The following is a 21,532-nucleotide window of genomic DNA, read 5'->3' on the forward strand; positions in this document are numbered from 1 at the left end:
GTTATCATGGCATCTTTAAATAACTTTAAAAAAAGCATCGTGGTTGTTGCACTTGCAGCCTCACTTGCAGCCTGCGGCGATAACGACAGAAACGAACCTGTTCAGGTTGTCACACCGCCAACTCCTGAGCCTGTAAGCTATACATTTGATGTTACCGTCAGCAATTTAACCGCGGGGCAGCCACTATCGCCTATTGCTGTTATTGCACATACTGAAGGCACTCTTTGGCAAATTGGCAATGCGGCCTCAATTGCATTAGAAGCAATAGCTGAAGGAGGCGATAACAGCCAACTGCTTGCATTAGAAAACGCTATAGCCAACGCATCAAGCGAAGGTCCTGTTGGACCTGGTGCTAATACCACGATTACATTAACCACAGACTCACTTGAGGCACTTAAGTTGTCGCTTGCCACTATGATGGTGAATACAAATGATGGGTTTACCGGTCTTAGTGCTTTAGATGTATCTTCATTAGCCGTCGGCGACTCTTTAACTCGCACTACCGTTGCTTATGATGCAGGTACTGAAGCAAATACAGAAGCAGCTGGTACGATACCCGGTCCTGCTGATGGCGGAGAAGGTTTTAATGAAGCCCGTGATGATGTTAATTTTGTAGCAAGACACCTAGGTGTAGTTACAAATGAAGATGGTTTGTCTGGCTCAGTGCTTAGCCCTGAACATAAATTTGATAACCCATTAGCAAAAGTGGTTATTACCCGCACTCAGTAATTCGTTTATCAATATCAACCTCGATATACCAGCTTTTAATGGGGAAGTTGGGGAGCACGGAAGCCCCCCTTTTTTACGAGGATAAATGATGCGCCATGAAAAGTTACTCATAGTTGAAGACGACAGAGAAATTGGTAAATTAATTACCACACAGCTTACATCGCTAAATTTACATGTGGATCATGTTGTAAGTGCTGAACTGGCTTTGAAAAAAATAGCCAAACAATCTTACGGGCTTATTTTACTGGATATAAACCTTCCGCAAATGGATGGATTGAGTTTATGTCGTAAAATAAAAGAACACTATCCAACTATCTCAGTGATTTTACTAACAGCACTAAGTAGCGATATGGACAGAGTTATTGGCCTAGAAATGGGCGCCGACGATTATATTTGTAAACCCTTTTTTGCACGTGAACTACAAGCCAGAGTAAAAACCCAACTGCGACACAGAGCACAATTGCTCACCAGCCAAAATACTAACCAGAATACGATTAAGGGCGAAACAACGCTTCATGTTGGCTCGTTACACATTGAATTTGACTCTCACCAAGTGTACTTAGCCGAACAGGCAATTAACCTAACCGCCACCGAATTTGATTTGCTTGTGTACTTTGCACGTCACCCAAATCATGTCTTTAGCCGCCAACAACTGCTCGATAAAGTATGGGGGTACCAACACAGCGGCTACGAACATACGGTTAATTCGCATATTAACCGCTTGCGCGCAAAGCTCGAATTACATCAACCAACTCCCATTATAGAAACCGTTTGGGGTGTGGGATACAAACTCAACCCAAACCAACTTAATTAAGATTTTTATTATGAAACTTTCTTTGTACCAAAAATTAGCAGTGTCGTTAGCCGTTATTTTTTGTTTTATTTGTGCGCTAGTTTATAGCTGGAGTAAACAATTAGAACTCAACTCCAAACACCATGGCGAACAAAACTTACATTTAGCACTGGCTGAACATTTAGTACAAGACAATCCATTAATAAAAGAAGGCGTATACGATTACGAAGCCCTTGAAAACCTGTTTCATACTCTAATGCTGTTAGGCCCTGCCTTTGAATTTTACTTTGTAGACCAGCGCGGAAAAATATTGACTTACTCCGCAGAACCCGGAAAAGTAAAGCGCTCACACGTTAATTTAGAGCCGCTAAAAAAGCTGATTGCCCACCCAAACACAACACCTATTTATGGTGATAACCCACGAGACCCACAGCAACAAAAAATATTTTCTGTGGCGCCTGTATTTAACAACAATGCATTACAAGGGTATTTATATATAATTATTGGTGGTGAGGCATACGACACCTCACTCAATAATATAAAAAGTAACGACTCGTTATTAGTGGCTGCTATGTGGCTTGGCTCAACACTCGTTTTTTTATTTATTGCGATGCTTATTTTACTGCGATTTTTCACAAGCCCTATTCAACGTCTTGCAAAAGATGTGAGCAATATTGAGGCTGCTAACTATAGCCTAACCGATACAAAACTAAGTCACTATTCAAATCAAAAAAGCAACGAAGTCCACAGCCTAGGTCGAAGTATTCAAGCGATGATAACGCGTATAAACGAGCAATTTAAAGCACTTGAGCAAGGTGATAAACAACGTAAAGAGCTGCTTACTCACCTCTCCCATGATCTGCGAACACCACTAGCCTCTCTACAAGGTTTTTTAGAAGTGTTAAATCAGTCAGGTGACAAACTAAGTAAACAAGAACAGCAAGAATACTTGCAAGTCTCATTAAATAACTGTGGACAGCTAAAGCAACTTATAGAGCAAATTTTTGAACTTGCTCACTTAGAAAATGGCCAAATAAACATTAATAAAGAAACATTTAACCTAGGAGAGCTAATTTACGATTGTATTGCTAAGTTTAGTATTGTTGCGCAACAAAAAGGCATTAATTTATCGGTTGAGCCAGAAATTTGTGACTTCCCTGTCATCGCCGACATAGCCAAACTTGAGCGCGTTTTAAGTAACTTAATCGATAATGCAATTAGGCATACTCCCCTTGGTGGCAGTATTGAGGTTAGCGTAAGACGAAGTAACCACTATCAATTATTTGTGCAAGTTTCGGATACCGGAGTTGGTATTAAACATGATGAGTTACAAGCTATTTTTGATCCCCACTACCAAGCTAGTAATTCTAATAAAGCGGGCCGTCAACAAGGTGGGTTAGGGCTTGCTATTTGTCGTGGACTATTAAAGCTTATGGACAGTGAAATAAATGTTCAAAGTGAGATAGGCAAAGGCACTATTTTTAGCTTTAATTTGCCACAAAAAAAAGGCGTAACTTAACGTTACGCCTTGGCTCATTACTTAGTTGAATTTGGGTGTGGCTATTTTTTTATACCGGCTAAATCAAGCATAAATGCATAATTTAACGCGGCATCTTCTAAGCGTTTAAAACGACCAGACGCACCGCCATGGCCGGCTTCCATGTCTATTTTAAATAGTAGTTTATTATCATCTGTTTTGTAGTCACGCAGTTTTGCAACCCACTTTGCTGGCTCAAAATATTGAACCTGTGAGTCGTGCAAACCTGTTGTTACTAACATATTAGGGTAGTCTTGTTTACTAACTTGATCGTATGGTGAATACGACAACATATAATCGTAATATTCTTTCTCGTTAGGGTTACCCCACTCACCATACTCGTTAGTTGTAAGCGGAATAGTCTCATCAAGCATAGTAGTAACCACATCAACAAATGGAACCGCAGCCACCATACCTTTATATAGCTCAGGCGCTTGGTTTGCCACTGCGCCCATTAATAAACCACCAGCACTGCCACCTTGGGCAAAAATTTGCTCTTTATCGCCATACCCTTGAGCTACCAATGACTTAGTAACATCTACAAAGTCGTTAAACGTGTTCTTTTTAGTGAGTAATTTACCCGCTTCGTACCACGGGCGCCCTAACATTTGCGAACCACGTACGTGGGTAATTGCAAATACAAAACCACGGTCAAGCAACGTTAATCGTGCAGAAGAAAAACTAGGATCCATTGTTGCACCATACGAACCATAGCCGTATTGCAATAATGGGTTAGTGCCATCTTTTTTAAATAGCTCTTTTCGATACACCAAACTCACCGGTACTTTTACGCCATCGCGTGCTGTGACAAAAATACGCTCAGACGCGTAGTTTTCTGCGTTAAAGTCACCTAATACCGCTTGTTGCTTTAATAATGTTTTTTCGCCAGTGGCCAAATTGACATCATAAGATGAACCCGGTGTCGTCATACTGGTGTAATACACACGTAGCGTATCGCTGTTTAATTCGTTATTACCGTACGCATTAATCGTGTACGCACTGTCGTTAAAGCTTAGTGGTAACTCTTTGCCTGATGTTAAATTACGCGCAATCAGTGTTGATTGACCCATTTCACGTTGTTGATATACCAAGTAGTCATCAAATAACTCAACGTCTTCGAGTTTAATATCCTCGCGAGCAGGGATCACACTTTGCCAATTTGCTTTATCACCGGCTTTATCAATATCAACTTTCATAAGCTGAAAGTTAACCGCATTTAAATTAGTCACAATGTAATAAGTATTACCTAATTTTGAAATGCTGTATTCAAGGTTGGCTTCACGTTCAATTAAACGCTTTGGCTTAGCATTTACATCGTTTGCACTCAGTACTGATAAACCCGATGCATCAGTACTGCTATGCCAAATATAAATTTCTGAGCCGTCTTTGCTCTTGCTCATACCTGTGTAATAGCTCGTATCTTTTTCTTCGTATACAAGCTCATCATCGCTTTGTGATGTACCAAGCGTATGACGATAAACTTGATAACCGAGTAAGGTTTGCGCATCTTTTTTAATGTAATAAACAGTTTTATTGTCGTTCGCCCACACAACATAACCACTAGTGCCTTCAAGCGTGTCTTCTAGTAATTTGCCCGTGTTTAAATCTTTAATTTTTATATTGTAAACACGGCGACTCACCGTATCTTCACCATACGCCATTAAGTTATCATTTGGGCTTACATTTAGGCCACTAACCGCAAAATAGTCATGGCCTTTAGCTAATTCATTTACGTCTAAAATAACTTCTTGATCGGTGCCTGCAAAATCACTACTGCGTAAGTAAGTAGCGTACTCGTTATCGCCGCGAGTTTGCGATGAGTAATAGTGCTCTCCGTCTTTTACTGGAACAGAGTCATCATCTTTTTGAATTCGCCCTTTAAGCTCTTCAAATAAACTACTTTGCAGTGTTTTAGTGTGCGCAAGCATTGCATCTGTGTAAGCATTTTCAGCCTCAAGATAACTAATCACCTTAGGAGCTTTACGCTCATCATCACGCATCCAGTAATAATCATCGATGCGAGTATCGCCATGGATTGTCATTTCATATGGCACTTTCTTCGCAATCGGCGGCATGACTTCGGTTTGAGCAGCTACATTTTCAACCTTTGCTGATTGCTCAGCGTCAGGGGCTTTATTACACCCCCCTAAAATAGCTAAGGATATAAAAGTAATAACAAATGGAGTGTGTTTCATTGATTAGAATCTCTGTAGTTTTTATTTTTGTTAAATATACCTAATATTTAATAGCACAGAAATTTAGTTTGTGAAGCTATGTAAAAAGGGAGCCGAAGCTCCCTTTTATAAACATTTAAGTTAGTACATTACTTTTGCTTACGACGACGCATAAATGCAAACGGTGCAACTAGTAATGTTAGCCAGGCTAGTGAACCTGAAGAGCTTTTCTTCGCTGGCTCTGGAGTAACAACAGGTGCTACTTGCGCTGTAATGCTAACCGCTACCATTACAGGTTCAGATACATTACCACGAACATCAATAGCAACAACTTCCATTTCTGCAGATGTATCACCTGCTAATAAAGTTGTATCTGCAACCACAATTTGTCCATCTGCATCAACAGCAAGACCAATATTTGTATTTGATTGTACGTAATACTCTGAAATGGCCAAATCTAACTCTGACTCTTCAATAGTAAGCGCACCTACTACGGTTCCATCCGCTGCATCTTCTGAAACACTAAACTCACCACCAACCAGTTTTGGTGCTTCAACGTCTGGTAATTCTAGGTCTTCAGCTGCCATAACTTTAATAAGGTTAGTGCCTGAACCTTGCGATAGTGCAAACGGACCACTTGCAGAAACAACCGCTTTCTCTCCTGGCATAATTGAAGAAACGGCTTCGCCCGTTTCAAGTGAAGTAATCTGTACCTGAGGTTGTACACCAAATACCGTTGAACCTGTTACACTATCAGTTTCAAAGTAAACACCTGTTTGATAGCTAGGGTAGCCCACTGATACCTTAAAGTTCATTGGCTCGCCAATCATTGCTGCATCAATATTCATCAACTCAGAACAGCCAGAGAAGGTAATTGTATCTTCACCTGCCGCATGGTAAAGCGGAGTAGCCCATGCCAACGTATCATTACCCGCACCATCAGTTGTACCAATTAGAGTACGACTACGACCAGGGAATGCAGTCTGACGACCACGATCGTTATAGTTTTGCATATACTGATCTGAGACACCGTTATTATCTGTGTCGATTTCAACTCTGTACCCAGCTTGGAATACATGTGTTAATGGATCTCGCAATTGAATGGAAGAAGTTATAAATACACCTGAATCACACGCTTCTGAATTAAACGCAGAGAAAGTAGTAGACAGGATATTAAACTCAGCCTCTTCAATTGTTTTTTCTGTTCCCACTGCAATTACACTTTCAGCTTGAGGCGTAATTTCTGTTTGACCTGTGTTTTCAATAACTAATGCCATTTCATTATTAACAACTTCAGGTGAGTAACTTAATTCAGTCGCCGCCTTTGGCATTGCATGATAAACAAGGTGTAAATCATGATCGCTATCTGTAGATGCGTCATCGAATACTAACGCACCATCAAATTCGATTGATGTTAATGCTGCACTTCTTGCTGCAATGTCATCTGCACTGAATGGGTTTTCTAATTCCCATACAGGTAATTTAGTTGGGTCAACCGTCATTGTAATATCAAAGTTAATCGCTTGACCTGCAGGAACTGTTACAGACTCAGGGAAATCCCAACTAACTGCGTTAGTATCAATATCACTTTGATAACGCGCTTCTGTGCGAAGATTATAAGTTTTTGCATCTGCAGAGAAGTTCTTAACGGTTACCGTTTTAGTGATAGAGCCTGTTTCTGCAAGGCTCACTAAACCATAAGAAAGCGCAGCTTGTTTAGTATCAAACCTTCCGTCATGCACCCATGCCGCAACTGGTAGATTAACCGCCTTAGTAACGTCAACCAAACCAGCACCTATCATACTAATTGGTGCAAGCTCTGAGTCAGGATTTATATCAAGAGGTTCATTGGTTACATTTAAGTTCGCAGCATTCATTATTGTTGCTTTAATCTCAAACGCATTGCGCTCTGGATGTGCTTCACGGATCATAGCAACCGCACCGGCTGTAATTGGACCTGAGAATGACGTACCCGACACAGGATTAGTCCCCGTTTGAGTACCTGATGCTGCTACATCAATGCTTGTGCCTGGCGCTGTAATTTCTGGTTTTAATAAGCCATCCATCGAAGGACCACGCGATGAGAATGTAGCAACCGCACCCGCTGTTGTTTTCAATTCAATGCTGATATCAAACGTCGCAGGACCGCCAGCAGCTAACTGAGCTTTTAATGCTGCGCCTGCAGCAAAGTTAACCCCTACATTTTTTATTGTAACTGCAGCATCAAAGCCACCCATAGGTGCAGGAGTACCATCATCGTTGTTGTTTGCAATCATTACAAACTCAGCACCTTTAGCTTGCGCATTCAATACTTTCTGAGTAAATGCACATGCGCCACGGTCGATTAATACTGCTTTGCCTGTAAAATCAACATCTGCAGCAAATTCAGTACAACCATCTGCGTTTGTATCAGGATAAACTAGTTCAATATCGGCACCTGAAATTGTAAACGCTTCTTGCGGACCAAAACTTGATGGCTGGATATTACCTTCAACACCTGCAACAGTACCTGTTGCAATACCAACTTCAGTTGTTGGGTGAGTCATAGCACCAACAGATAGTGCATTAGGTGTAGTACTTGGACCACCAATACGGAACGGGTTGTCGCCATCGTTACCAGCAGAAATGACCATATTTACGCCTAATTCAACTGCACGTTGAACTAAGTATTGTGTACCACCACCAGTGTAAGTGTCACCAAACTCACCTCCAAGAGACATGTTCATTACATCAACACGGTCTGAAATATCACCATCTCCGTTAGGATCCATTGCCGCTTCTAATGCTGCTGCTTGTGCTGCACTTGGACAACCACCACCACATACAGAATATGCATATAACTCAACATCAGGTGCAATACCGTTTACTGAGTTTGCAGATGATGTACCGTGATTTGTTGGATCACCCGTTGATGGAGAGTTAGCCGCGTCATTTTCAATAGGATCTGCATCATCACGAATAAAATCGTAACCACCTTGCACGATACCTTGAGGCCATGCAACTGAAGTTGGATCAGCCTGTGCAGCTAGGTAAGCCTCAACTGTACCTTCACCACCAAACGCCTCATGCGTATAGTCAATACCTGTATCAAGCACTGCAACACGTTGGCCTTTACCACTTGCAATACCATCAGTAATAAGTGGTTTAGCATTGATATATTCAGAGCTCGCAGCAACATGTAATTCTCGATCGAACATTGGTAAAACTTTAGCAACGCGATCATCTTTTGAAATTTGAGCTAACGCTTCTGGGGTTGCTTGAACAATTAAGGTTGGCGCTAAAATTTTAGTTTTACCAATTACTTTTGCATTAAAATCTAAGCTATTTAACTCAACAGTCATCATATCTTGAAGCTGCTCAATCTGCGCCGTTATTTCTCGATTAGAAGATGATTGGTAAGTCCCAGCAGCAACTGCATCGACAGACGTTTTTGCCTTAAGAACGATCATATGTGCAGAAGGTGCTTTTTTATCAGCAGCTATTTCCTTAATTTGCTCTGCGTATTTATTGGTCATTGTAGCGTTAGGTAAAGTCGCAGCATTAGCAATCGTTGCCACAAGTGCACTTGATACAGCTGTCGCGATTGCTGTTCTTTTAATTATATTGTTAGACATTGTTTCCCCTAAGATAGGTTATGTATTATTGTATTTGCTATATTTAATTCTTTGGCTATGTAACCGAATATAAAACGCCAACCTTTGTATGAGCAACAGCATTGCTACATTAAAATTACATAAAAAACAGAACACCTTACAAAAATAGCGTAAACAACTGATTTAAAACACCAAAAAGAAGCAACTAACTTTGTAAAAAAATGTAAACAAAAATGTAAACACTGAGAAAAAAATGAACAATGATGTAATTAATATTTTAACTATGGCTAAAGTCATTCAAACAGCCGTTGCCCCTGTTTTTTTAATTACAGGTATTGCAGCAACACTCGGGGTTTTATCTAATCGCTTGGCACGCATTACAGACAGGGCCAGACAATTAGAACGAAAATTAAAAGTTAGTACTGATGAGGAATTTAACTTATCTTTAACCACAGAATTAAGAGCACTCCTAAAACGTTCCCGCTGTATTCACATTGCTTTTAGCCTCAGCGTACTAAGTGCATTATTAGTATGTGCCGTGGTCATGCTGTTATTTTTATCACACATACAATCGATTAATTTAGGCGTCACTATTGGTAGTTGTTTTGTTGGTGCAATGGCATTGCTAATATGTGCATTTATGTCATTACTTGGCGAGGTATTCTTGGCAACGCGTAGTATGCGCCGAGGGATGATATTTGCCGATATTGATATGAATGATTAATAAAAAGCCCCGTGTAACTTTAGTTACACGGGGCTTTTTATTATTGATTTAAAATAAATTATTGCACAGTGTAGATAGTTTCTAACACTTCAATTCTAGCCTCTTTTGAAAAACCAGATGCTTTAAGCTGCTCTGAAGCCGCTAAAATATCTTGTCCATCATTTACAGCCATAACCGCAATCTTAGTGCCTGGGAAAACAGATACTACCTTTAAGCCCGTTGCTGATGCAACATCGCTTGCAGTTTTACCGTCTTTTAACAGAATAGTAATGTTTCCTGATAATGTGCTTAAGTTATTAGTCAGAATATTGCGAACTAAAGAGCCTTTAGTAACTAATTCTGAGTCAGTAGCAACATTAACAACTGACATATCGCCCTTCTTCATCACTACATGCTCTTCTGCTGCAACACTAGACGGCACTAAACGTAAGCCTTTCTCTACTTTATAAGAACCAAAGTCGGCTTTATCAAACTTTAAGCTAGCAACCTGCTTTTTAGGTAACTCAAGTTCTTTATCAAAGCTAGTGTTAGCTGTTGCGCTTAATGAGATACACGCGGCAGCACTTAATACGATTAATTTATTAAATTTCATTTTTATAATCCTTACTCTTGACCTGCGTGACCGAATGCGCGAAGAGATACACCTTCAAGAACACTCGCTGAGCTATTATTGCTTATCCCAATTGCACTTAAACCGTTATCGCCACCGTCACTCAATGCAAAGCTATCTGCACTTGTATCTAGTAAGCGGATTTTCCAAGTACCTTTAGTAGACTCGCCGTAAAAAGCATTTGAAAGCATAACTGCGTCTTTTAATACATAGCCAATGCTCCAGCCATTAGTGAAGCTGTATGCTGGGTAAAACAGTGCTTGTTTAGATGACAATAACACACTACGGGTACCCGCTGGTGATGTAACTTCAATCGCTAAATCGTTACCAGCAGATGTTTGTGTACCATCGCTTAAATCTAAGACCATCTCAGAGTTGCTAACATCAAACTTAAACTGCATTGCTTCAATATTCAGCTCTTCAGTCACTTCGATTTCTTGTGTTAAACCCGATGCGTTGTTATCTGGGATTTCAAGTGCTAGTGCATCCTCAGCAACAACTGAACCAAAACCTTTCCAATTCGTGATTACTTGCTCGCCTAATGAAGCTTCGTAAGATTTAGCCATTGCAACAGCTGCACCAGCATCAACTCGACCAAAGCCATATAAGTTATTAAAGCTATAACCGGCAGCATTTTCAACCCAACCGTCATGAGCAACAAACTCACCTTCACCTACAGTTAAATTAACAGCTGCGTTATCTGCATCAATTAAAGTACTGGTTGATGCTAGTATATGGCGCACATCACGCCAAGTTAGTTCAGGGTTGGCTGAAAGAATTAACGATACCACACCTGATGCATTTGGCGCAGCAGACGATGTACCATTAAATGTAGATGTGTAGTTACAACTTGCGTTATCTTCATGCCCTGGGTAATTAAATGGGTATTGGCTTGCAGCAAACTCTTCACCATAGGCTGCAGCCCAAGCGGTGATAGAACGGCCATTGAAGCCTGAATAACCATTAATACAAGTCATTTGATCAGTTGTAACCATTGCTGGAGCCCAACGACCATATTCACCCGCTGGCGCTGAAACCATTAAGTTAGCACCTGCAGTTGAGTAGCTAGTGTGCTTACCATTTGCATTTACAGCTGCGACACTTAAGTAATAAGGATGACCTTGGCTAGGTTCAAATGCACCATTATAACAAGTTAACCCTAACTCGTTAGCACCGTTATCTTCACATAATGAACCTTCGCTCTCATCACCAACAAAAGAGTTACCGCTCGATTTCATGTTTAGTGCACCTTTACCATCACGAAGGTAAAGATTTGGGTAAGACTCTATTGTTTCATCAAGCTCTGAATAAGCAATAAATGTCGGGAATGTAATACCGTAACTACGGTTAAACGCCGAAATGCTTTCAGACGTGCTAATACCACTTCCAGGGAAACCATGTACAAGTAGATCAGTTTGCGCTACTTTCTCACCACCAAGGTAGTTCATACCAATTAGGCCTGTATCAGGTGCAACACCACGACCGCCTTTACCATTCCAACCTTTTGCTGCAATTAAGCCTGCAACACTAGTACCATGGTCACCGCTGTTAGATGTGCTTGTAGGGTCAGTACGGTCTAATGTTTCTGCGTCCAGGTTTAAAGAGCGGTTAGGCAATACGTTATCAATTAAATCTTCGTGGCGAATTTCCATACCTGAGTCAACAACAACAGCAGTCATGCCCGCACCTGTAACACCTTGCGCATAAGCAGCTGCTACGTTCATGTCTTCACCAACAACAAGCTCTTCAGCTTCTGACTTAGCGAAGTCTTCATCAAAACGTGCTTGTGCCTCTTCTTCAGTAAAACCACGTTGATTAACATATAAATCAATAAGGCCTTGTTTCATCTCATCGCTTAAGGCGTAAGCTTTTTGGCCTGTATTATTCAAGTGCCATTGTTGATTTGCTAGTGGGTCACCAATAGTACCTGAAACCATAATTTGTGCAGATGCTGTTTTACCGTTAGCTGTCACCGTGTAATCGATTACTGCGTCTTCAGTTGTGACTGGCACGTAAGTAAATGATGTACCATCGACTGTTAATGCACCGTGGCTAAACATGAACACGCCGTCTTCAGCAACAACAGCTTCACCGTTTTCAGTAAAGCTGAATGATAATGTATCACCATCAAGGTCACTTGCATTAAATTCGGCAGTTACTGGGATCCATTGTTTTTGATCGCTTACAGCAACATCACTCGCTTTTGGTGCTACATCAGTAACAACTGGGGCTTTATTGTTATTATCATTATCGCTTCCACCACACCCTGATAGCGAAATTACTATTGCAGCAGACAACGCTGACAACTTAAAAATATTATTTTTCATAAATGCTCTTAATTGGTTATTTTTATGATAACCGAATGTACACAACCCCATCACCAACAACAACAAGGTATTTACAAACATTCACAAAAAAGACGAGTTAAAACTGATTATTTCCAAGGTCCGTCAATTTATATCAAAGTAATAATCTATGCATTCCCTTGAACTAAAGCCTGAGCTAAGATACAAAGATAATCAAATAACCGTCAAAGGAGTAGAGTAAAGTGAAATTGAAGCAAGTATTTATCGGGGCGTTACTATCTACATGCGCATTTAGCGTATCTGCAAATTCTGCATTCAAAGAGCCGAGTGATGCGATTGAGTATCGCCAAGCTGCGTTCTCTATGATTTCAGTTCAAATAGGCGATATGGGTGCCATGCTCAAGGGTAAAATTCCTTTTGATGCAGAGCAATTTAAGCAGCGTGCAAATAACGCAGCGGCATTGTCTAAAATGCCTTGGGAAGCTTTTTACGCAGGTACTGATAAGGGTGATACATCAGCACTTCCTGCGGTATGGTCTGAAAACGATACTTTTATGAAAAAAGCGACAGCATTTCAACAATATGCTGATGAACTTGCTGTAGCAGCTCAAACCGGTGACAAAGCTGTTATTGGTAAAGCGTTTGGTGCATGGGCTAAAGGCTGTAAAGATTGTCATAAGCAATTCAAAGACTAATATATACGGTGTATTAAGAACAAAAATGGCGCTGTATTAGCGCCACTTTTTTTAACTAAGCAAATAACTTAAATGCTCACTTCCCCAGGTACTCATTAATAAAACCAGTAGTACCAAAAATATAACCCATGCAACCCATGGTGACTTTGTCTCTGGCTCTGAGCTTTTTGTTGCTAGTGCTTTATTACCGGTGATCATTGCTTTGACCAGAGGCTTGCCTTTAATTTTGTAAGCAATAATAGCCACAACATGCAAAATAATCGCATAAAATAAAATATCAAAATTAATATGGTGCAGCCAATTGGCCAAATCAATCGTATCACTCGATACATACTGCGCTAACGGGCCATCTGTTAAAATACCATCACTGCTCATTAAACCGCTTACTAGCTGCGCTATGATCAGAATAAAAAATAATAACACCATATAGCTACCAGGTGCAGAATGGCCCACCTCATTTGTTTTTTTGCCAGCAAAAGAAGCAAGCACCGATTTAGGAGAGTGCAGTAATACCGATATTTTTGCTGTTTTACTGCCAAATAGGCCCCATATAATTCGTGTTGAAATAAGCGCTAAAGTAAAAAAGCCAACCACAAAATGAAGTTCGATCATGCCCTCTTCTGCACTAAAATAAAGCGCAGCAATACTCAATACTAATAACCAATGAAAGCTTCTTACAAAGCCATCCCACACTTTTACCTTAAACATTGCACCTTCCCTAAAAAAAAGTATCATCTAAAACGCTAACTATTTTAGCTTCTCAATATTAAGGTATCCCGATGAGTCTTTCCACCTATGCACAGAGTCAAACACATGCAGTCAATTAAAAAACCAGTATTAAAAGGCTTTTTAGATATGCTACCGCTGTGTTTAGCGGTTATTCCTTGGGGTATCTTATGTGGCTCGTTGGCAATACAAAACGGCTTTACTCCCTTTGAAACTCAAGCCATGTCACTACTGGTATTTGCGGGCTCGGCACAGCTGGTTGCAATAGAGCTCATTGCTGGTAACACCCCTCTACTAACCATTCTTTTTACCACGTTTATTATTAGCTCTCGCCACTTTTTATATGGCTTGGCGGTTCGTCACAAAGTAATTGAGCAGCCCATGCGTTGGCGCCTGCCTGTCAGCTTTGTATTAACCGATGAACTATTTGCTTTTTCGCACCACCCGCGCGCCTATCGTACTAAAATCCGTTTAATTTATGCATTGAGCGCAGGTTTTAGCTTTTATATTGCGTGGAATATTTGGACCCTGATTGGCATTGTAGCCGGTACTATGCTCCCAGACCTCACCAATCTAGGACTCGATTTTGCAATTGCAGCGACTTTTATTGCCTTAGTAGTTCCAGGGATAAAAAACTTAGCTACTCTAGTTACAGTCATTGTTGCAGGGATCAGTGCCACTTTATTAAAAAGCACAGGCTTTGAATTGTGGTTAGTATGCTCTGCGCTTCTAGCAATGAGCGCAGGTTACGTTGTTACCCGATTAGTGCAAAATAAGGAGGACAAAAGATGATGACCACTATTTTACTAATGGCATGTATTACTTTTTTTACTCGCTATTTATTCTTACACCGCGCCTTACCATTTAAAGTAGGGCCAAAAATGCAGCAATTTTTAAGCTTTAGTGCACCTGCGGTACTAACGGCGATTTGGGTGCCAATTGTATTTATAAATGACGAAGGTATAAACCTAAACTGGCAAAACCCTTATCTCAGTGCAGCTATCGTTGCTGTTATTGTTGCTTACAAAACCCATAATATTTACTTAACGACCTTGGCCGGAATGGGGCTGTTTTTAATTTTAAATTAGCAGCAAGCGCTCTAGAAGTGACTTAGACTTTGTAGATCATCACACAAAGGTTAGACTATGCAAAATAAACAAATAATAAGCGTATTTATATGCACCCATTCCATCAACTAAAAACTACTAGTCTGCAAGGCCAGCCAATCGACTTCAAAGAGTTTGAAGGTAAAGTTGTATTAATAGTGAATACCGCAAGTGAATGTGGATTAACTTATCAATATCAATCATTGCAAGCATTACACGAAAAATATGCAAGCCAAGGTTTGGTCATTATAGGCTTTCCATGTAACCAATTTGGTCAACAAGAGCCCGGCGACGCTGAGCAAATAGCGCAAGGTTGTTTAATAAATTACGGGGTTAGTTTTTTAATCGCAGAAAAAGTGAATGTAAATGGCCAACATACAGATTCAGTTTTTCGTTATTTAAAGTCTGTACTACCGGGGTTTTTAACCCGAAAAATTAAGTGGAACTTCACTAAGTTTTTAGTAGCGGCAGATGGTACACCTATTAAGCGCTTTGCACCTATTACTAAACCTGAAAAACTAGAAAAAGTAATTGAAAAAGCATTACTCGCAGCTAAGGCTTAACCCCAAAAAACTATAAAGAGGCACAAAGCCTCTTTATTGCCAACTACAGCGCTTATTTGTACTAGCGACAGCCTAATCAATATAATCGTTTAAGTCATCTTCACCTAGGTTTTTACGCAAGCGTTTTTGCTCAAGGTAATCCTCTAACTTTCTTTTCACCTTTTGCTTTTTCTTGTCGTGTTGATTACGCCCGACCATTTCGTATTCGTCTTCAACAAAATCATCATCTAGCGCATCGTAACTAAATGTCTTACCCACAACCCACTCCATAAAGTGTTTGAGACCAATTACGGATTTTTATATCGCGATAATTGGTGAAATTAAAATGTTCAACATAAATTCACTGTAAAAATTTACGTCAAAATAAAGCCACATCGCTATCCTAAATAGTCTCTGTGTCAGTATTGTGAATAAATAGCGCTAAATTTGAATTGTGGAAAGTGAGAGTTTTTTATCGTATCGATAAATTTTATTTATTAGCATTTAATTGTTGGTTATTTTGACCACATTTTAGTATTTTCAATGAGTACACTTTCGACTTTAGAGCATTCAAAGAATCTCAAGTCATTGTTTTAAAATATTAAAAATAATTGGCACCAAACTTGTTATAAGTTAATTATCATCAGCAAAAAACAGAGAATAAACATGAGAAAATTATTATTAGTTAGCGCAATAATGTGCACCCCAGTAGCAATGGCTCATAACACGAACGACTCTTCAATTTCATTTAGTAACGATGAATGTAACGTTGAATTTAAGAATGATGTACGCATCAAACCCAATGAGTTAGAAATTTTTAAAGCCAATAATCAGCGCATGCTATTTACCGCTGAAGGTGAGCTGTCTATCAATGGCGAGCAAGTAGTATTAAATAGTGCACAGCGCCAAGCAATGACCGACTACACAGACAATTTACGCGTACAATTACCTGAAGTGGCCAATATTGCCCTTGAAGGGGTTAAAATTGCAGGTGTCGCATTAGAAGAAGTTGCCAATGCGTTTAATATTGACGGCCTCGATAATATTTCAACCTTAATGGACGATATTCATCAAGAAGTCGAAAGCACCTTTTATCAGCAAGGTACTTTTGTAATGGGTCAACAAAGCTTTACTCAATTTGGTGAAAACTTTGAACAGCAGTTTGAAAAGCAAATAGAAACAGCAGTTGAATCAGCAGTAATGGAATCAATGGGCAGCATTTTAGTGGCATTGGGCTCTGAGTTAATGAGTTCAGGCGGTAACATGCAAGCATTTGAAGAGCGCATGGAAAATATGGGCGCACAAATAGAAGAAAAAGTAGAGCTGCATGCCAAAACACTTGAAAAGCGTGCAAATTCATTATGTGATGACTTTGTTGAAATAGCGCAACAAGAAACGCAACTAACCGCTCAAGTTCCTGCACTTAAGGGCTATGAGTTATTTACTATTAAACAGCATTAATAGAGTAATACCCCACATTAATCTCCCTTTGCGGCATTTGCTTTTAAGCTATGCCGCATTTTGCGTTTTATATCCTACTTAAAACCATTTAACTCAAATAATAGACCGTTGAGCGGATCTACTCTTGCTGTGCAGCATTGTTTTGTGGCTTCATAGTAAAATACAAACCAAAGTATAATCTTCGCTTCGCTCTAGATCACTTAAAATACCGCCTAAGCTGATGATTGTAAGCCCAAATTGCAAACATAATTAAACCCATCTTTTTAGATTTATATCCATGAGATGGTGCGCTCCCCAGTTAGAAGCGCTTGAAAACGCAACTAACTCCAAAGTGCCTAGTAACCTAGGCACTTTTTTTATAATTTAAAAACTTCGCAACACTATTTTTTATCGTTTATTTACTGCTCTTATCTGATAAATAATTAACCGCCTATAAATAACATGTTAAATCTTTGAATAAAGCAAAACTAAGCCCAACCAATACAAAATAATTTAATCTGAATAAATATTCAAAAAACTCTTTTTATAAACAGTTCAAACCCAAAAAAATCGAAAAGACCCCATATAAAAGCGACATAGCAATGAGCTAGGATGAATAATTATACAAAAAATAATAAATCAGTAGTTGAACGATAAATTAATAAACCAGCTTCGGATTAAAAAAACTAATACTTCACCAGCAATTTTTATCGCTTTATTTTTAACCACCCTGCGTGCAAAATGCACATGTTTTCAACAGACACAACCACGGAGCGAATAAAATGAATCCAATTAATACACTTAACCAAACAGCCACAACTCACGTTGCCGTTAAGCCAACTAATCGCAAAGCAAAAATGCTAGCTAAACTTAATCGTTACGGAAAAAAATTAGCACTTGGCGGTGCAATTCAATACAAATAATCACCCAACCATGATTTTGTATTGTTGCAGCAAACACCCAACCTCTAAATGAAGACTCTTCTTTAGCTCCTCCAGTTTGCTGCCAGCCACCTCATAGCTAAAAATCACCTTAAATCTTCATTATTTATAAAAAAAGCCGCATTTACGCTCACTTTTTAAGCAAACGATCTTTTTGCTATTTACACAGACTACTCACCTAAGTATTATCCTGCATCACGATGTGGAGAGATGGCAGAGTGGTCGAATGCACCGGTCTTGAAAACCGGCAGGGGTTTATAGCCCCTCTAGGGTTCAAATCCCTATCTCTCCACCACTTATTTTTATTAATTGGTTTTATCCCGATTAATAACACGCAGAATAATGCGTCGGAGAGGTGTCCGAGTGGCCGAAGGAGCTCCCCTGCTAAGGGAGTATAGAGTTTGTAGCTCTATCGAGGGTTCGAATCCCTCCCTCTCCACCATTACTGAATATAAACCACTTAATTGTGGTTTTTTTGTGCCCAAAAATAAGCTTTGCTGCTAATTGGGAGGGTGAGAGCCCTCGACTGGGTTCGATAAAGTGTCTGGAATAGTTTAGGCCGCTGCAAGCGTCGCGTAGCGATTGATTACATGGATGTAAGCAAGCCTATCCCTCCCTCTCCACCATTACTGAATATAAGCCACTTAATTGTGGTTTTTTTGTGCCTGAATTTTAACAACCTATGGAATTGTTCGTTTTGGAAGACATACTTGACTTAGGCTATTAAATTAAACAAATTGTATGGTGTTACAACTTAGTGCATTATAAATGGTACTTTAAACCAGCTTAGGTTTAACCATGGCAAAGCTAATATTACTACTGTGTTTTTTAGGTGCCTGCACTGTCAGCATGGCAAATGAAGTGACGGTTTTTAAATGCACCATTAAAGGAGTGCCGACTTTCAGTCAAACTCCTTGCGCTAAAGACGCTAAAGTGATCACGCTTAAAAACGTCAACATTATGCAAACCAATGCATTGCAATCTGAAAACGCCATAGTTATCGATACCTCAGTTGATGACTACCTTGAGGTGCAACAAATAGAGCGCGATATTGTGAAGCTTGAGCTTAAAATAAAGCAATACCAGCAGGAATACGCGCAAAAGAAACAGCAAGTCGGTTACATGACCCAAGATAAAGCAAATCGTTTAGGCGCTGATTCGATTGCAGATGCAATTGCTACAGAAACTGCGGTACTTAAACAAAGATTTGAACCGCAAATAAAACAAGCACAACAACAAATAGCGGCACTCACTCAAAAAAAACAACAGCTTAATCAGCAGCCTTAATTACCTTTTTCACCGTAGCAATAAACACTTGTATCTCTGACGCTGTATTGTATATGTGCGGTGAAATACGAATACCGAGTTTGCGCACATCCACACTTATGCTTGCTGCCTCCAATGCCGCTAATACGGTTTGTTGATGCTCTGCAAAATCTAAAATAGCGGTACCACTGCACTGATCTTTATCGTTTGGCGATACTAAAAAAGCCGTCAGCTGCTGCTGAAGTAACGTTAACAACGCTAAATTATGCGCTCTCACTTTATCCACACCAAACTGGGCAATATATGCAATGCTATCAGCGGCAATAACATAAGGGAGTATAGAAGGCGTACCGCCCCAAAACCTAAGTGTTTTAGCGTTATATTGAAAATGCGTAATATCAAACTCGAATGGATTTTGATGTGAAAACCAACCAACATCTTTTGGTTCACATTGCGTTATTTGCTTTGGATTTACCCATAAATAGGCCGCACCTGGCCCCCCGCATAACCACTTCACACTTGAGCCAATCATAAAATCGGCATTAAGCGCCGTTAGATCGACAGGGATAACCCCTGCCGATTGCGCCACATCAATTATTGAGAGTGTATTCGTGACTTTACTAAGCGCCACAATATCGTTTAAAGGAGCTTGTACACCCGTATTAGAATAAACATGACTAACAAAAACTCCATCAATCTCTGAGGTTAAATATCGCTGCCATACCTGCCTATCACTTAGATCTTCATGCTCGGGGATGAAACGTATTGTTGCATATGCAGGGAGTGCTTTTTGCATTACAAACCCCATACTTGGAAAGTCGGCCTGCGCCATTAATACCGTGCACTGTGGTTTATTAAATACGGGGTGCGACATAAGCAATTTAGTTAAACCACTAGATAAGTTAACCTGAGGACAAAACTGCTCACTTGGCGCATTAAATAGCCGCCCTAATGCACCCGTAAAATTTTCTATAGCTGGTAGCCATTGCTGCCATGGCTCTTTGGCACTTTCCTTCCAAGGAGTAAAAAACTGCTCAGTAGCATTTTCTAAAGTGCTTTTTAGAGGACGACCAACAGAGTGGCTTAATAAATAGCAGCCCCTTGGCATACAAAAATCATTTTTAGCCATATTAGTTAATCCACTGTTTTAGCGTATTTAAGTCATCAAAACGCGTATTAATATCGTCTCGCTTAGCTGCTGCACGTCTATCCCTTAATTTAGCTAAGGAATCTAGCAGTACCGGTAAAGGTGGTCCACTGGCAGTTACTTTGCTTATATGCTGTTGTTGCATTTGCTGTGACGGTTGGGCAATAAACTTCTCAACCAACTGATTATGATGACCGATAGCGGTGTCACCATGTAACTTACACACTTGTATAAATAATTTGCCGTGCTTTTGAAACCACTCTGTGTGTTTATATTGCTCGGCTTTTAAGAAGTCATCCATAAAGCTTTGCATACGCATGGCTTCTCGCAATATTTGTTGGTCCTCTGGCATCATATATAAAAATTTATCCACCAGCATTTGTGAGTAACTCGGCTCATTGGCATTGCAAAGCCCTAACAGCATATCAATAACATTAATGCCGGCAAAATCTCCCGCATTTGCACCACGGTAAACCTCTTTACCTACCCGGTAAGGCTTGTAGTATGGGCGTACACAATTAAAAAAACGCTCGGTATCAAGTTGAGTATACAAGGCATTATTCGACGCTATTACATCAATAAGTGCCGTTTTAACCACCTCAAGTAGTTCAGCAGTGACGGGATGTGAAATGCCTAATGGCAATATTTTTAGTAAAGCATCACTCGCACGTTTATACGCTAAAATACCTTGGGTGTTGTAATCTAAAAAAAGGGCTTCATCATCAAGATTTGTAAACCGTTTATAGGTGCCATTAATGGCTTTATTATGGGTGGTTAAATGTGCGGTTGCAAAACGAGGGGTTACTCCAATAGAAGCACCAATATGCATAGCAAGCGCCGATGCTTCTATCAGCGGTGAACTATTCTCTCTGCTTGGCTCTGTAATTTCATGTCTACGGCAAGCCGCCATGAATAAACCTACATTACCAAGTAAATCAAATGCGCTATCAAATCCTTCGTCGGTATTACCTTCGGCTAATAAATCGCTGATCAACGCATTACCTTGCTCTTTCAAGGTTTGCTTTAAGTTATCCCCAACCCCTTCAACATTTGCTTTATCATCTTGTTGCCAATACAACTCTTCTAACTGAGAATTTAGAGCAACAAACTCAGACCTAATCCAATTATCAAATTTAGCAGTGTAAGAACTCATGACTACATCCTGTTATTATTATTTTTTAATGCTAGCAAAGATCCCAGAGG

The 21,532-nt window shown here is 39.9% G+C and carries 19 protein-coding genes and 2 tRNA genes; 13 read left to right on the forward strand and 8 right to left on the reverse strand.

The window, feature by feature from the left end; translation table 11 throughout:
* Window positions 1–6: 6 nt before the first annotated feature.
* The 3 genes from ACZ5WS_RS03095 (at window position 7) to ACZ5WS_RS03105 (ending at window position 3,041) form a co-directional block, all read left to right on the forward strand.
* Window positions 7–729, forward strand: a complete 723-nt coding sequence (locus tag ACZ5WS_RS03095; RefSeq protein WP_464710596.1) for a spondin domain-containing protein — start codon at window positions 7–9, stop codon at window positions 727–729.
* 88 nt (window positions 730–817) lie between these two features.
* Complete coding sequence (locus tag ACZ5WS_RS03100) at window positions 818–1,543, forward strand: response regulator transcription factor (RefSeq protein WP_198522062.1); 726 nt, start codon at window positions 818–820, stop codon at window positions 1,541–1,543.
* Between the two features lie 10 nt (window positions 1,544–1,553).
* Window positions 1,554–3,041: a sensor histidine kinase gene (locus tag ACZ5WS_RS03105; protein WP_138605457.1), complete on the forward strand. Its 1,488-nt coding sequence runs from the start codon at window positions 1,554–1,556 to the stop codon at window positions 3,039–3,041.
* 41 nt (window positions 3,042–3,082) lie between these two features.
* Here ACZ5WS_RS03105 and ACZ5WS_RS03110 read toward each other — a convergent pair whose 3' ends face one another.
* Together ACZ5WS_RS03110 and ACZ5WS_RS03115 are read right to left on the reverse strand one after the other, a co-directional pair.
* The gene (locus ACZ5WS_RS03110; protein ID WP_464710598.1) at window positions 3,083–5,254 is read right to left on the reverse strand and encodes a S9 family peptidase; all 2,172 of its coding nucleotides are present in this window, start codon (window positions 5,252–5,254) and stop codon (window positions 3,083–3,085) included.
* Window positions 5,255–5,382: 128 nt separating this feature from the next.
* Complete coding sequence (locus ACZ5WS_RS03115; RefSeq protein WP_464710599.1) at window positions 5,383–8,847, reverse strand: S8 family serine peptidase; 3,465 nt, start codon at window positions 8,845–8,847, stop codon at window positions 5,383–5,385.
* Window positions 8,848–9,079: 232 nt separating this feature from the next.
* Here ACZ5WS_RS03115 and ACZ5WS_RS03120 point away from each other — a divergent pair, with 232 nt between their 5' ends.
* Entirely contained in the window at window positions 9,080–9,550 is a 471-nt protein-coding gene (locus ACZ5WS_RS03120) for a DUF2721 domain-containing protein (protein WP_178954493.1), read from the forward strand.
* A gap of 58 nt (window positions 9,551–9,608) precedes the next feature.
* Here ACZ5WS_RS03120 and ACZ5WS_RS03125 read toward each other — a convergent pair whose 3' ends face one another.
* On the reverse strand, window positions 9,609–10,142 hold the full coding sequence (locus ACZ5WS_RS03125; protein WP_464710601.1) for a S8 family serine peptidase: 534 nt from the start codon (window positions 10,140–10,142) through the stop codon (window positions 9,609–9,611).
* A gap of 11 nt (window positions 10,143–10,153) precedes the next feature.
* Window positions 10,154–12,487, reverse strand: coding sequence for a S8 family serine peptidase (locus ACZ5WS_RS03130; RefSeq protein ID WP_178954489.1), 2,334 nt, complete (start codon window positions 12,485–12,487; stop codon window positions 10,154–10,156).
* A 221-nt stretch (window positions 12,488–12,708) separates the two neighbouring features.
* On the opposite strand from ACZ5WS_RS03130, the gene ACZ5WS_RS03135 reads away from it, so the two are divergent.
* On the forward strand, window positions 12,709–13,161 hold the full coding sequence (locus tag ACZ5WS_RS03135) for a c-type cytochrome (protein ID WP_010392576.1): 453 nt from the start codon (window positions 12,709–12,711) through the stop codon (window positions 13,159–13,161).
* A gap of 51 nt (window positions 13,162–13,212) precedes the next feature.
* Here ACZ5WS_RS03135 and ACZ5WS_RS03140 read toward each other — a convergent pair whose 3' ends face one another.
* Window positions 13,213–13,869 (reverse strand): cytochrome b/b6 domain-containing protein, encoded by a 657-nt coding sequence (locus ACZ5WS_RS03140; RefSeq protein ID WP_178954487.1) that lies wholly within the window; start codon window positions 13,867–13,869, stop codon window positions 13,213–13,215.
* 105 nt (window positions 13,870–13,974) lie between these two features.
* On the opposite strand from ACZ5WS_RS03140, the gene ACZ5WS_RS03145 reads away from it, so the two are divergent.
* From ACZ5WS_RS03145 to ACZ5WS_RS03155, 3 genes are all read left to right on the forward strand, one after another.
* Complete coding sequence (locus ACZ5WS_RS03145; protein ID WP_464710604.1) at window positions 13,975–14,679, forward strand: AzlC family ABC transporter permease; 705 nt, start codon at window positions 13,975–13,977, stop codon at window positions 14,677–14,679.
* Window positions 14,676–14,975 carry an AzlD domain-containing protein gene (locus tag ACZ5WS_RS03150; RefSeq protein WP_178954483.1) on the forward strand — a complete coding sequence of 100 codons (300 nt, stop codon included), beginning with the start codon at window positions 14,676–14,678 and terminating at the stop codon, window positions 14,973–14,975. Before ACZ5WS_RS03145 ends, ACZ5WS_RS03150 begins: the two co-directional genes overlap by 4 nt.
* A gap of 89 nt (window positions 14,976–15,064) precedes the next feature.
* Entirely contained in the window at window positions 15,065–15,556 is a 492-nt protein-coding gene (locus ACZ5WS_RS03155; protein WP_138605469.1) for a glutathione peroxidase, read from the forward strand.
* A 72-nt stretch (window positions 15,557–15,628) separates the two neighbouring features.
* Here the strand turns inward: ACZ5WS_RS03155 and ACZ5WS_RS03160 are convergent, their stop codons facing one another.
* Window positions 15,629–15,814: a PA3496 family putative envelope integrity protein gene (locus ACZ5WS_RS03160; RefSeq protein WP_008108975.1), complete on the reverse strand. Its 186-nt coding sequence runs from the start codon at window positions 15,812–15,814 to the stop codon at window positions 15,629–15,631.
* A 387-nt stretch (window positions 15,815–16,201) separates the two neighbouring features.
* Between ACZ5WS_RS03160 and ACZ5WS_RS03165 the strand changes: the two genes are divergently transcribed.
* The 5 genes from ACZ5WS_RS03165 (at window position 16,202) to ACZ5WS_RS03185 (ending at window position 19,203) form a co-directional block, all read left to right on the forward strand.
* On the forward strand, window positions 16,202–16,996 hold the full coding sequence (locus ACZ5WS_RS03165; RefSeq protein WP_464710607.1) for a YggN family protein: 795 nt from the start codon (window positions 16,202–16,204) through the stop codon (window positions 16,994–16,996).
* 761 nt (window positions 16,997–17,757) lie between these two features.
* A complete protein-coding gene (locus ACZ5WS_RS03170; RefSeq protein ID WP_010392563.1) occupies window positions 17,758–17,898 on the forward strand; it encodes a hypothetical protein in 141 nt (46 codons plus the stop codon).
* 222 nt (window positions 17,899–18,120) lie between these two features.
* Window positions 18,121–18,211, forward strand: a tRNA-Ser gene (locus ACZ5WS_RS03175).
* 54 nt (window positions 18,212–18,265) lie between these two features.
* A tRNA-Ser gene (locus ACZ5WS_RS03180) sits at window positions 18,266–18,358 on the forward strand.
* 356 nt (window positions 18,359–18,714) lie between these two features.
* Complete coding sequence (locus tag ACZ5WS_RS03185; RefSeq protein ID WP_464710609.1) at window positions 18,715–19,203, forward strand: RNA-binding protein; 489 nt, start codon at window positions 18,715–18,717, stop codon at window positions 19,201–19,203.
* Here ACZ5WS_RS03185 and ACZ5WS_RS03190 read toward each other — a convergent pair.
* Both ACZ5WS_RS03190 and ACZ5WS_RS03195 read right to left on the reverse strand, forming a co-directional pair.
* A complete protein-coding gene (locus ACZ5WS_RS03190) occupies window positions 19,187–20,311 on the reverse strand; it encodes an aminotransferase class V-fold PLP-dependent enzyme (RefSeq protein ID WP_464710610.1) in 1,125 nt (374 codons plus the stop codon). The genes ACZ5WS_RS03185 and ACZ5WS_RS03190 overlap by 17 nt on opposite strands.
* A 1-nt stretch (window position 20,312) precedes the next feature.
* Window positions 20,313–21,482, reverse strand: a complete 1,170-nt coding sequence (locus tag ACZ5WS_RS03195; RefSeq protein WP_290170629.1) for a PrnB family protein — start codon at window positions 21,480–21,482, stop codon at window positions 20,313–20,315.
* Between the last annotated feature and the right edge of the window lie 50 nt (window positions 21,483–21,532).

The organism is Pseudoalteromonas sp. 11L1 (genome assembly GCF_055397545.1).